This is a genomic window from Streptococcus mobilis (assembly GCF_059727625.1).
Window position 1 is genome coordinate 1179990 of sequence record NZ_AP041823.1, and the last position, 13101, is coordinate 1193090.

Here is a 13101-nt window from a genome sequence, read left to right on the forward strand (position 1 = left end):
TGAAAGAGGATTTACTATGGGATACACAGTTGCTGTTGTCGGTGCTACAGGTGCCGTTGGTGCTCAAATGATCAAAATGTTGGAAGAATCAACACTTCCAATCGATAAAATTCGCTACCTTGCGTCAGCACGTTCTGCAGGAAAAGTCTTGCAATTTAAAGGGCAAGACGTGACCATCGAAGAAACGACTGAAGATGCTTTTGAAGGCGTTGATATTGCTCTTTTCTCAGCTGGTGGTTCAACATCTGCCAAATATGCACCTTATGCGGTGAAAGCAGGCGCAGTAGTGGTTGATAACACTTCTTATTTCCGTCAAAATCCGGATGTCCCATTGGTTGTTCCTGAAGTGAATGCACATGCGCTTGATGCTCACAACGGAATTATCTCTTGTCCAAACTGTTCAACCATCCAAATGATGGTAGCGCTTGAGCCAGTTCGTCAAAAATGGGGCTTGGACCGTATCATCGTGTCTACTTACCAAGCTGTTTCAGGTGCTGGTATGGGAGCTATTCTTGAAACCCAACGTGAGTTGAAGGAAGTCTTGAATGATGGGGTCAACCCACGCGATGTCAAAGCAGAAATCTTGCCATGTGGTGGTGATAAAAAACATTACCCAATTGCTTTCAACGCTCTTCCACAAATCGACGTCTTCACAGAAAATGACTATACTTATGAAGAAATGAAGATGACAAATGAAACCAAGAAAATCATGGAAGACGATAGCATTGCCGTTTCAGCAACTTGTGTGCGGATTCCAGTCTTGTCAGCTCACTCAGAGTCAGTCTACATTGAAACAAAAGAAGTGGCACCAATTGACGAAGTGAAAGCTGCGATTGCTGCCTTCCCAGGTGCTGTCCTTGAAGACGATGTTGCTCACCAAATCTACCCACAAGCGGTTAATGCGGTCGGTTCACGAGATACCTTTGTTGGACGGATTCGTAAAGACTTGGATGCTGAAAAAGGAATCCACATGTGGGTTGTTTCAGATAACCTCCTTAAAGGAGCTGCTTGGAACTCAGTCCAAATCGCAGAAACCCTTCATGAACGTGGACTCGTACGTCCAACAGCTGAATTGAAATTTGAGTTGAAGTAGGGAGCGAAACAGAAATCAGCAACTCGAAGAGTTTGATTTCTTCCTCAGCTTTCTAACGAATCAACTTGTTTTATGAACAGATCTTGAGGCAAAGGCAAGCATGCCCCAGCCTCTTTCTTATATAGAGAAAGGTTTTTCAATGTCTTATAATGATTTAAAAGATTGTAAAATCATCACTGCATTTATCACCCCCTTCCATGAAGATGGGAGCATTAATTTTGACGCTCTTCCTGCCTTGATCGAGCACCTCTTGGCTCATCATACAGATGGGATTCTCTTAGCTGGAACGACTGCAGAAAGTCCAACTTTGACCCACGATGAGGAATTGCAACTCTTTGCGGCGGTTCAAAAGATTGTCAATGGTCGAGTTCCTTTGATCGCTGGTGTCGGAACCAATGAAACCCGCGACTCGATTGAGTTCGTTAAAGAAGTGGATGCTTTTGGTGGCTTTGCGGCAGGATTGGCTATCGTCCCTTACTACAACAAACCATCCCAAGAAGGAATGTATCAACACTTTAAAGCGATTGCAGATGCATCCAATCTTCCGATTATTATCTACAATATTCCAGGGCGCGTGGTTGTGGAAATGACGCCTGAAACCATGCTTCGTTTGGCAGAACACCCAAATATCATTGGGGTCAAAGAGTGTACAACTCTTGCTAATATGGCCTATTTGATTGAACACAAGCCAGAAGAATTTCTCGTCTATACAGGGGAAGATGGAGATGCTTTCCATGCGATGAACCTTGGGGCTGATGGAGTGATCTCAGTGGCTTCTCATACAAATGGAGATGAAATGCATGAGATGTTCCAAGCGATTGAACACAACGATATTAAAAAGGCTGCGGCTATCCAACGTCAATTTATCCCTAAAGTCAATGCTCTCTTCTCATATCCGAGTCCAGCTCCTGTCAAAGCTGTCTTAAACTATATGGGCTTTGACGCAGGGCCAACTCGTTTGCCATTGGTGCCAGCACCGGCAGAAGAAGCGAAACGTATCATCAAGGTTGTAGTAGATGGGGATTACCATGCAACCAAAGAGATCATTACGGGAGTTTTAAGACCAGATTACTAATATTTTATTGTAGAAAATATGTTTGAATAAAAATAACTTAACTTCCCAATCAATGAATCTATTTTTTGAAAGACCTTTGATTCTTTGTAAAAAAATTATATAATAAAGTAGTAGGTCTTCATTTCTTTCTAAGGGAAATGAAGTATTCATGAAAATTTAAACAAAAAGGAGACTCCGATGGAAGTCATTAAACGTAGTGGAGAAGTGGTTGAATTCAACCCAGATAAGATTTACCAAGCTATTTTGAAAGCTGCGCAAGTTGTCTATGTTTTGACAGATGATTTGCGACAAAACTTAGCTCAAGTGACTAAGAAAGTTGCTATGGATTTGGATGAAGCACAAGTAGAACGCGCAACCATCAGCATGATCCAATCATTAGTAGAACAACGCTTGCTGGGAGCGGGTTATATTACCATTGCTGAACACTACATTTCGTATCGCTTGCAACGTGATTTGGAACGAAGTGGCTATGGTGATCATATCGCCGTGCATTTGCATTTTGAGCAAATTCGCTAGAATATAAAATAGAAGTTACTTCGGTAGCTTCATTTTTTTGTATTCTCATTTAAGTCTGAGAATTCTAGAAAACATGGTATAATAGAAGAGATTGAACTGGAAAGGAATGGAGAACATGGCAACTATACAATGGTTTCCTGGACACATGTCCAAAGCTAGAAGACAAGTACAAGAAAATTTAAAATTCGTGGATTTTGTGACAGTTCTGGTAGATGCTCGTTTGCCCCTATCAAGCCAAAATCCTATGTTAACGAAAATTGTTGGTGATAAGCCCAAATTAATGATTTTAAACAAGGTAGACTTGGCAGATCCTGTCGCCACAAAAGAATGGCAGGACTATTTTGAGTCTCAAGGGATCAAAACCTTGGCTATCAACTCCAAAGAGCAATCTACAGTTAAGAAGGTCACAGATGCTGCTAAGAGCTTGATGGCTGATAAAATTGCTCGTCAAAAGGAACGGGGAATTCAGATTGAAACCCTTCGGACCATGATCATCGGGATTCCTAATGCTGGGAAATCAACTTTGATGAACCGCTTAGCAGGGAAAAAGATTGCTGTTGTTGGAAATAAACCAGGGGTGACCAAGGGGCAACAATGGTTGAAAACCAATAAAGACCTCGAAATATTGGATACTCCAGGAATTCTCTGGCCCAAGTTTGAAGATGAAGAAGTGGCCTTAAAGCTCGCTTTAACAGGCGCCATCAAAGACCAGTTGCTTCCAATGGATGAAGTGACCATCTTTGGTCTTAACTATTTCAAAAAGCACTATCCAGCTGTTTTGCAGGAACGTTTTAAACAAATGGATCTGGAACAAGAAGCTCCTGAAATCATTATGGAAATGACCCAGAAATTAGGATTTCGTGAGGATTACGACCGTTTTTACCAACTCTTTGTCAAAGATGTTCGCGATGGGAAATTGGGACGGTATACCCTTGATCGTGTAGGTGAAATAGATGCCAACGATTAAAGAAGTTAAAGAGCGTTTAGCAATGATTGACGAGCTAGATCATCCCTTATTTGAAGAGTTGATCCTTGATGGTCGAGCAGGCGTTCAAGCGGCTATCAGCAAACGAAAACGCGAACTCCAAAAACAAGTGGATGAAGACTTGCGTTTGGAAAAAATGCTAGCCTATGAGAAAGAACTTTATGCTCAAGGGATTGATCTTATTGCAGGTGTGGATGAAGTGGGACGCGGCCCATTAGCGGGTCCAGTTGTTGCAGCTGCCGTGATCTTGCCGAAAGCTTGTAAGATTCCAGGACTCAACGATAGTAAAAAGATTCCAAAATCCAAACACAAGGAAATCTATGAGGCTGTGCTCCAAAATGCCATTGCGATCGGAATCGGCGTCAAGGCCAATCAAGTGATTGATCAGGTTAATATCTATGAAGCTACGAAGCTAGCCATGATGGAGGCCATTGGTCAGCTAGATCCTCAACCCCAACATCTTTTGATTGATGCCATGAGGTTAGATCTTCCTATTTCCCAAACTAGTATCATCAAAGGGGATGCCAACTCCTTATCCATTGCTGCAGCATCTATCGTAGCCAAGGTGACTCGGGATCAGATGATGGAAGAGTTTGATCGCGAATATCCGGGTTATGATTTTGCGCAGAACGCTGGTTATGGGACTACTAAGCATCTGGCTGGCCTCGACCAACTGGGAGTGACGCCTATCCATCGGCGTTCATTTGAACCCGTCAAATCAATGTGTGAGGATTAGGTCATGCTATTTACCATCGATATCGGAGGAACCTTTATAAAATATGGTCTGATGGATGCGGACTATCAATTGGTTCATACAGACAAGATCCCAACACCACTTACGATTGAAGAGTTTTGGCAAGGATTAGAAGAAATCATTACACCCATAAGGGAAGAAATCGAGGGGATCGCCATTTCATGCCCTGGTGAGATCCAAAAGAGCCTTGGCTTTGTCTTTCGAGGTGGTCTCATTCCATATTTGCGAGGCATTCCTCTAGCTAGTAGATTGCAACAAACATTTCAAGTGCTAGTCACTGTTCTTAATGATGGAGAAGCCGCTGGTCTAGCGGAAGCAAGGCTTGGTAATCTAAAAGATTGTCCTTGCGGTGCGACCTTGGTCTTAGGGACTGGAGTTGGTCTTGCTCTTCTTTCTAACGGTGACCTATTGAAAGGTTGGCAACTGACAGAATACATTCGGTCTATTGATAAGGCAGAAAGAACACCAGAAAATCGCCGCTTTCATCGCGGACTCTTTTTGCAAGGCATTTCCAATCTTTTGGAAAACACCGGTTCAGCTGTTCAATTTGTTGAGAAGGCTAGTCACATTTTGAAACTAGAAAAGACAGACGGTATAGCTGTTTTCAAAGCTCTTGATCAAGGAGGCTATGAGGAGCTGACATCCTTGTTTCAGGAGTATTGTCATGATATTGCTATTCTGATTTTTAATCTTCAATCTTTGCTCTTGCTTGAGAAGGTGACGATTGGAGGGGGTATTAGTAGTCAACCACTACTGATCGATGAGATCAGTCGACAATACCATGACCTGCTCTCTCAAAAAGGGCATAAACAATTTGAGGCCTTGCCCATTCAAGCGGCTCGCTTCCATAATGAAAGCAACTTGATTGGTGCCGCATCTTACTTTTATTCTTCTATACATCAAAAAAAGTTCTAGAAATAGAGCTTTTTTCCTTTCTTTTTCGAATTAATAAGTGAGAGGAAGTAGAAGGTGACCATGGAGAAATTTGAAATCTTTAAATTAAAAGAAGCCGGTTTATCAAATGAGCAAGTCTTAAGAGTTTTGGACTACTGTAGAAAAGGCCAAGTCTTACCAAGCTTAGAAGAGATAGCAAGGATCGCTCGCTGTCGCAGTATCATTCATTTTGTAGACAAATACCGGCAACTGGATGAAGACCATTTACACAAGGAGTTTGAACGGTTCCCATCTCTATCCATTTTTGATTCTGAATACCCTGAGGAATTGCTACAGATCTACAATCCTCCTGTACTCCTTTTTTACCAAGGAGATTTGGAGCTGTTAACCAGACCGAAGATTGCAGTCGTTGGAGCTCGTGAGACCACGCGAGAAGGGGTTCGTTCTGTAGAGAAGATTATTAAGGAACTTGGGAATGAATTGGTCATTGTTAGCGGACTTGCTAAGGGGATTGATGCGACCGCGCATTATGCTAGTATCCGCAATGGTGGCAAAACCATCGGAGTTATTGGAACGGGACTGGATGTCTTTTATCCTAAGAGCAATCAAAGACTGCAGGCGCATATGGGGGAACACCATCTGATCTTGAGCGAGTATGGTCCAGGGCAGGCACCACTTAAGTTTCATTTTCCAGAGCGAAATCGCATCATTGCAGGCCTCTGTCAGGCTGTGATTGTGGCAGAGGCTCGACTCCGTTCAGGTAGTTTAATTACTTGTGAGCGTGCTATGGAAGAAGGGAGAGACGTTTTTGCTATTCCAGGAAATATTTTAGATGGAAAATCTGCAGGCTGCCATCACTTGATTCAAGAAGGCGCAAAGCTTGTCACATCAGGCCAGGACATTCTTGATGAATTGAAATACGAATTGTGATTTTCCTATAGGAGAAGTTCCTAGTTGACATCTTTCTTAAAATGTATTAAACTCAATGAGATTTATACAATACAGAGGGATAAAACGTGGTAACAAAAACAAAAAAGAAAAGTAGTACAACCAAGAAAAACTTGGTGATTGTGGAGTCTCCTGCGAAGGCCAAAACAATCGAAAAATACCTTGGTCGTAACTACAAAGTCATGGCTAGTGTTGGCCATATTCGGGATCTAAAAAAATCTACGATGTCGATTGACTTCGACAATAACTATGAACCGGAGTATATCAATATTCGCGGAAAAGGTCCCTTGATCAATGATTTGAAAAAAGAAGCTAAAAAAGCCAAACAAGTCTTTCTCGCAAGTGACCCGGACCGAGAAGGAGAAGCTATTTCTTGGCATTTAGCGCATATTTTGAACTTGGATGCCAAAGAAAAAAACCGTGTGGTCTTTAACGAAATCACCAAGGATGCCGTTAAAAATGCCTTTAAAGAACCGCGCCAAATCGATATGGACTTGGTCGATGCCCAACAAGCACGTCGGGTCTTGGACCGGATTGTAGGGTATTCTATCTCGCCTATTCTTTGGAAAAAGGTCAAAAAAGGACTTTCTGCAGGACGCGTGCAATCTGTTGCCCTCAAATTAATCATTGATCGTGAAAATGAAATTAATGATTTTAAGCCGGAAGAATACTGGACCATTGATGGTGTCTTCAAAAAAGGGACCAAGCAATTCCAAGCCAGCTTCTATGGGATTGATGGCAAGAAGATGAAGCTCAACACCAATGAAGAGGTGAGAGCTGTTCTTGAACGCTTAGATGGCAAAGGTTTTACAGTTGAAAAAGTGGAAAAGAAAGAACGTCGTCGAAATGCGCCACTTCCATACACCACCTCTTCTATGCAGATGGATGCTGCCAATAAGATCAACTTCCGTACACGCAAGACCATGATGGTAGCTCAGCAATTGTACGAAGGAATCAATATTGGCTCTGGTGTTCAAGGTTTGATTACCTATATGCGTACCGATTCTACACGGATTAGTCCGGTTGCGCAAAATGAGGCAGCGAACTTTATCGTGGATCGCTTCGATGAGAAATACTCTAAGCATGGAAGCCGTGTGAAGAATGCTTCTGGTGCCCAAGATGCCCACGAAGCGATCCGTCCATCCAGCGTCTTCAATACTCCTGAGAGCATTGCCAAGTACCTCGACAAGGACCAGCTCAAGCTCTACACCTTAATTTGGAACCGCTTTGTAGCTAGTCAAATGACAGCAGCTGTCTTTGATACCATGAATGTCCGTTTAGGTCAAAATGGGGTTCAGTATACGGCAAACGGGAGCCAGGTGAAGTTTGATGGTTATTTGGCGATTTATAACGATTCAGATAAGAACAAGATGTTGCCGGATATGGTAGAAGGCGATATCGTTAAGCAAGTCAATAGCAAGCCGGAGCAACACTTTACCCAACCACCTGCTCGATATTCTGAAGCGACTTTGATTAAGACCTTGGAAGAGAACGGTGTTGGTCGTCCTTCAACCTATGCACCGACGATTGAGACCATTCAAAAACGTTATTATGTGAAGCTGGTAGCCAAACGCTTTGAACCAACAGAGTTAGGGGAGATCGTCAATAAACTGATTGTTGAATTCTTCCCAGATATTGTCAACGTGACCTTCACAGCGGAGATGGAAGGGAAACTCGATGATGTCGAACTTGGAAAGGAAGAGTGGCAAAAGGTCATTGATGCCTTCTACAAACCATTCTCTAAAGAAGTCGCAAAGGCTGAAGAAGAGATGGAAAAAATCCAAATCAAAGATGAACCAGCTGGTTTTGATTGTGAAGTCTGTGGCAGCCCGATGGTGATTAAATTAGGACGTTTTGGTAAGTTCTATGCTTGTAGTAATTTCCCAGATTGTCGTCATACCCAAGCTATTGTCAAAGAAATAGGCGTGGAGTGTCCTGACTGTCATCAGGGACAAATCATCGAGCGTAAAACCAAGCGCAACCGTATCTTCTATGGATGCAATCGCTATCCAGAGTGTGAATTTACCTCTTGGGATAAACCAATCGGTCGGGATTGTCCAAAATGTGGCCACTACTTAGTTGAGAAAAAAGTTCGTGGCGGTGGCAAACAAGTTGTATGTAGCAATGGCGACTACGAAGAAGAAAAAGTGAAATAAGTTTTTAAACGCTTCAATGTCTATTATAACGGCAATTTTTACAAATGTCTGTTATAATAGACATTTTTTAGTATTTTCGTTATAATAGACATAAGGAGGTGGGCTTATGTATCTTGCTTTGATTGCAGATGTGATTGATTCCAAAATTGTACAAGAACGTTTTGACCTTCAAAAACAGTTAGAAAAAACGCTTCAAAAGATCAATGAGCTTTTTAAAGGCTACCTAGCATCGGCTTTTACCTTAACTTTGGGCGATGAGTTTCAGGCGCTTTTGAAAGTAGAGGCTCCCGTTTTTCAAATTATCGATACCCTGCGTTCAGAACTAAAACCGACTCAACTTCGTTTCGGCATTGGCCTCGGGGAGATTGTAACGGATATTGATCCTCTGCAAAGTATCGGTGCAGATGGACCAGCCTATTGGAATGCTCGTGCAGCTATTAATCTGGTCCATCAGAAAAATGATTATGGCAACACCCAGATCTATTTTTTGAGCGGTAATGACAGCCAGGACTCATTGGTGAATGCGCTCATCGCTTCCGGAGAAGCCATACGTTCGGGTTGGCGAGAGAGTCAGGAAGAGATCCTACTCAATCTGCTAAAGAGAGCTGTCTATAGTGAAAACTTTAGCCAGCAGGATTTGGCCCAATCGCTAGGGCTTAACCCAAGTGCCCTGTCCAAGCGCTTAAAGAGTAGCAGTATTCGTGTTTATTTACGGGGACGAGCAGCAACACTAGCTTGTATTCATAGCTTAGAGAAAGGAGAGGCCCATGAGCGGATTGTCTAGTATCGTAACGAATCCATATTTGATCCTCTTGTTGATTTGTCATTTGTTATCGGATTATTATTTTCAAAGTCAGAAGATGGCGGATCGCAAGGATCAGGATAAGAAGGTGCTCGGACTTCACATTCTGTATGTGGCTTTGCCTTTGTTCATTGTTTCGCTCTTTCATTTAGATTTGTGGTGGATTTGCTTGGTCATTTTACTGACTCATGCTGGAATAGATTTCTTAAAACCGATCGTGCAGAAGCAATTGAAATTACCAACCGCATGGACCTTTGCCTTGGATCAAGTCTTGCATATTGGTATCTTGACGTATCTAGTCCTTTTAGGAGCGAAGAATGGTTCGACCTATCTGCCTCTGGACACTTTAAATCTAATCTTTTATGTCCTCCTAGTTGGGAAACCGAGCAATATTGCCTTTAAAATTCTGTTTACCAAGTATCAACCCACCAGCAAGAAGAAAATGGATACGATCACTGGGGCTGGTTCCATGATTGGCTTTTTAGAGCGTTTGGTGATTGGTGCCTGTCTGGTCTATGGGCAATTTGCTTCTATCGGCCTAGTATTTACAGCCAAATCCATCGCCCGCTATAATAAAATTTCGGAGAATCCAGCCTTTGCGGAGTATTACTTGATCGGGTCCTTGTTCAGTATCCTATCTGCCCTCTTAGCAGCTTGGTTGTGTCTATAAGAAAATAAATAGTAAAGTCTAAGACAGGAAGGAAAAGCCTCCCTGTCTTTTTACTTGGCTTTTTGGTATAATGGACCAAGTAGAAAATTAGAAAGATTTGTGGGTGTCAAACAGTCCAGCAGAGTGTTTGGATACCCAAAGAGGTATTAGTGTCATGTCTCAATCTTATATCAATGTGATCGGTGCTGGCCTTGCTGGCTCCGAAGCAGCTTATCAGATTGCCCAACAGGGAATTCCGGTCAAGCTTTATGAAATGCGGGGGGTCAAATCCACTCCGCAACATAAAACAGACAACTTTGCGGAGCTAGTTTGTTCCAACTCTCTTCGTGGGGATTCTCTCACCAATGCTGTCGGGCTCCTCAAAGAAGAAATGCGCCGTCTGGGTTCTGTCATCCTTGAAGCAGCGGAAGCGACTCGTGTACCAGCCGGTGGAGCACTTGCTGTGGACCGAGAAGGTTTTGCTAGCCGGGTGACGGAGAAGGTGTCCCAACATCCTCTTATTGAAGTCATTCGTGATGAAATTACTGAATTGCCGACAGATGCCATCACAGTGGTCGCAACGGGGCCTCTAACCAGCGATGCCTTGGCAGAAAAGATCCATGCCCTTAATGGTGGCGATGGTTTCTATTTCTATGATGCAGCAGCTCCAATCATCGATGTCAATACTGTCGATATGAACAAGGTTTACCTCAAGTCTCGTTATGACAAGGGAGAAGCGGCGTATCTCAACTGCCCAATGACCAAACAAGAATTTATGGATTTTCACGATGCCTTGGTTAATGCAGAAGAAGCCCCGCTCAACTCTTTTGAAAAAGAAAAGTATTTTGAAGGTTGTATGCCCATTGAAGTCATGGCTAAACGAGGCATCAAAACCATGCTCTATGGTCCTATGAAGCCAGTCGGACTCGAGTATCCAGATGACTACAAAGGGCCACGTGATGGGGAGTTTAAGACACCCTATGCAGTTGTTCAGTTACGTCAAGACAATGCGGCAGCTAGCCTATACAATATCGTCGGCTTCCAAACTCACCTTAAATGGGGTGAGCAAAAACGGGTTTTCCAAATGATTCCAGGTTTGGAACATGCGGAGTTTGTGAGATACGGCGTCATGCACCGCAATTCCTACATGGATTCTCCAAATCTGCTTGAACAAACTTATCGTTCTAAGAAACAAGCTAATCTCTTCTTTGCAGGTCAAATGACAGGGGTAGAAGGCTATGTGGAGTCAGCTGCCTCAGGTTTGGTAGCTGGAATCAATGCAGCTCGCCTTTTCAAAGGAGAAGAAGCAGCGATTTTCCCTGAAACGACAGCCATCGGAAGTCTGGCTCACTATATCACTCATGCCGACAGCAAGCATTTCCAACCCATGAATGTCAACTTCGGGATTATCAAAGAGCTAGAAGGACCACGCATTCGGGATAAAAAGGAACGTTATGAGAAAATTGCCGAACGTTCTTTACAAGATTTGGCTCAGTTTATGGAAAAATAACCCAATAAAGGAAAAAGTTTGGAGAAAATCCAGACTTTTTCTTCTAAAAATGGTATAATGAATAAAATTTAGAATATAGAGAGTTTTCTGACAATGAACAAATCCTATTTTTATTTAGATATGAAGACACACGAGTTGAAAGTGCCTTATACCGGAAAACTCCGTCGTGTGCGAGTCTTATTACCTAAGAATTATGAAACGGATACAGATAGACGTTACCCTGTGGTTTATTTCCACGATGGGCAAAACGTTTTGTACAGCAAGGAAGCTTATGCGGGTCATTCCTGGAAAGTCATTCCAGCCATTAAGCGGAATCCAGATATTAGTCGCATGATTGTTGTTGCGATCGATAATGATGGTTTCCAACGCATGAACGAATACTCTGCCTGGAAGTACAAGGAATCCAATATTCCTGGCATGCAATTTGGTGGCAAGGGAGTTGAGTACGGCGAATTTGTCATGGAGGTGGTGAAACCTTTTATCGACCAAGAATACCGGACTCTTGCTGATCGAGAACATACGGCCATGATTGGTTCTTCCTTGGGGGGAAATATTACCCAATTCTTGGGCTTAGAGTACCAAGATCAAATTGGTTGTTTAGGTGTCTTTTCATCCGCTAACTGGCTGCACCAAGATGCCTTCAATCATTATATCGAACGCAAAAAATTATATGCAGACCAACGGATCTACATCTATGTGGGGACTGAAGAGGCGGATGATACAGATAAAACTTTGATGGCAGGGAACATCAAGCAATCCTATATCGATTCATCTCTTCGTTATTATCACGACGTCATCCAACAAGGGGTCGATCTCAATCATATTGCCATTCGGATTCAATCCGGTGCTATTCACCATGAAGAAGCTTGGGCTGAACATTTACCAGAATGCCTTCGCTTTTTGGCAGAAAAATGGGATTAATAGACTGTAAATAAAGAAATAAAGGAAAGAGGAAACTTATGAATATTGAACATTTAAGCCACTGGAGTGGCCAACTCAACCGTGAAATGTATCTGAACCGCTATGGACATGCTGGTATTCCTGTTGTGGTCTTCGCTTCATCAGGTGGAAGCCATAACGAGTACTATGACTTTGGTATGATTGATGCTTGTGCTCAGTTTATCGAAGAAGGACGGGTTCAATTCTTTACCCTTTCTAGTGTGGATAGTGATAGCTGGCTTTGTAATTGGAAGAATCCTCACGATCGAGCAGAAATGCACCGAGCGTATGAACGTTATGTGATTGAAGAAGCCATTCCTTTTATCAAACACAAAACAGGCTGGTTTGATCCGATGATGACAACTGGTTGCTCAATGGGAGCTTACCACGCGCTTAATTTCTTCTTGCAACATCCAGATGTCTTCAACAAAGTGATTGCCTTGAGTGGTGTCTATGACGCTCGTTTCTTTGTTGGTGATTTTGGAGGCGATGAAGCCATTTACCAAAATTCTCCATCTGATTATATTTGGAACCAAAATGATGGCTGGTTTATCGATCGTTACCGTCAGGCCGAAATCGTTATTTGTACTGGTTTAGGAGCTTGGGAACAAGATGGACTTCCATCTTTCTACAAACTGAAAGAAGCCTTTGATCACAAAAATATTCCTGCATGGTTCGCTGAATGGGGACATGATGTCGCCCACGATTGGGAATGGTGGCGCAAACAAATGCCATATTTCCTAGGCCAAATGTATCTATAAGTAAAAAGGGAGGAGACCT

Annotated in this window: 13 protein-coding genes; all 13 read left to right on the forward strand. The window is 42.7% G+C overall.

What is annotated here, in order from left to right:
- Nucleotides 1–16: 16 nt before the first annotated feature.
- On the forward strand, nt 17–1093 hold the full coding sequence (locus AC6IZR_RS05575) for an aspartate-semialdehyde dehydrogenase (RefSeq protein ID WP_497848208.1): 1077 nt from the start codon (nt 17–19) through the stop codon (nt 1091–1093).
- 139 nt (nt 1094–1232) lie between these two features.
- Nucleotides 1233–2168 carry a 4-hydroxy-tetrahydrodipicolinate synthase gene (dapA, locus tag AC6IZR_RS05580; RefSeq protein WP_480992958.1) on the forward strand — a complete coding sequence of 312 codons (936 nt, stop codon included), beginning with the start codon at nt 1233–1235 and terminating at the stop codon, nt 2166–2168.
- A gap of 177 nt (nt 2169–2345) precedes the next feature.
- A complete protein-coding gene (locus AC6IZR_RS05585; protein ID WP_003001449.1) occupies nt 2346–2684 on the forward strand; it encodes an ATP cone domain-containing protein in 339 nt (112 codons plus the stop codon).
- 115 nt (nt 2685–2799) lie between these two features.
- The gene (gene ylqF / locus AC6IZR_RS05590; protein ID WP_414372884.1) at nt 2800–3651 is read left to right on the forward strand and encodes a ribosome biogenesis GTPase YlqF; all 852 of its coding nucleotides are present in this window, start codon (nt 2800–2802) and stop codon (nt 3649–3651) included.
- Nucleotides 3638–4405, forward strand: a complete 768-nt coding sequence (gene rnhB / locus AC6IZR_RS05595) for a ribonuclease HII (RefSeq protein WP_497848209.1) — start codon at nt 3638–3640, stop codon at nt 4403–4405. Before ylqF ends, rnhB begins: the two co-directional genes overlap by 14 nt.
- 3 nt (nt 4406–4408) lie before the next feature.
- Entirely contained in the window at nt 4409–5338 is a 930-nt protein-coding gene (locus AC6IZR_RS05600) for an ROK family protein (RefSeq protein ID WP_497848210.1), read from the forward strand.
- A gap of 60 nt (nt 5339–5398) precedes the next feature.
- Entirely contained in the window at nt 5399–6247 is an 849-nt protein-coding gene (gene dprA, locus AC6IZR_RS05605; protein WP_195311533.1) for a DNA-processing protein DprA, read from the forward strand.
- Between the two features lie 86 nt (nt 6248–6333).
- A complete protein-coding gene (topA, locus tag AC6IZR_RS05610; RefSeq protein ID WP_414364437.1) occupies nt 6334–8421 on the forward strand; it encodes a type I DNA topoisomerase in 2088 nt (695 codons plus the stop codon).
- Nucleotides 8422–8527: 106 nt separating this feature from the next.
- Nucleotides 8528–9205 carry a SatD family protein gene (locus AC6IZR_RS05615; protein ID WP_497848211.1) on the forward strand — a complete coding sequence of 226 codons (678 nt, stop codon included), beginning with the start codon at nt 8528–8530 and terminating at the stop codon, nt 9203–9205.
- On the forward strand, nt 9189–9893 hold the full coding sequence (locus AC6IZR_RS05620; protein WP_497848212.1) for a DUF3307 domain-containing protein: 705 nt from the start codon (nt 9189–9191) through the stop codon (nt 9891–9893). The genes AC6IZR_RS05615 and AC6IZR_RS05620 overlap by 17 nt, the downstream gene beginning before the upstream one ends.
- Before the next feature lie 154 nt (nt 9894–10047).
- Entirely contained in the window at nt 10048–11382 is a 1335-nt protein-coding gene (gene trmFO, locus AC6IZR_RS05625) for a methylenetetrahydrofolate--tRNA-(uracil(54)-C(5))-methyltransferase (FADH(2)-oxidizing) TrmFO (protein WP_497848213.1), read from the forward strand.
- A gap of 93 nt (nt 11383–11475) precedes the next feature.
- Entirely contained in the window at nt 11476–12303 is an 828-nt protein-coding gene (locus tag AC6IZR_RS05630; protein ID WP_497848214.1) for an alpha/beta hydrolase, read from the forward strand.
- Between the two features lie 38 nt (nt 12304–12341).
- A complete protein-coding gene (locus AC6IZR_RS05635) occupies nt 12342–13082 on the forward strand; it encodes an esterase family protein (protein ID WP_418620254.1) in 741 nt (246 codons plus the stop codon).
- The last annotated feature ends 19 nt before the right edge of the window (nt 13083–13101 follow it).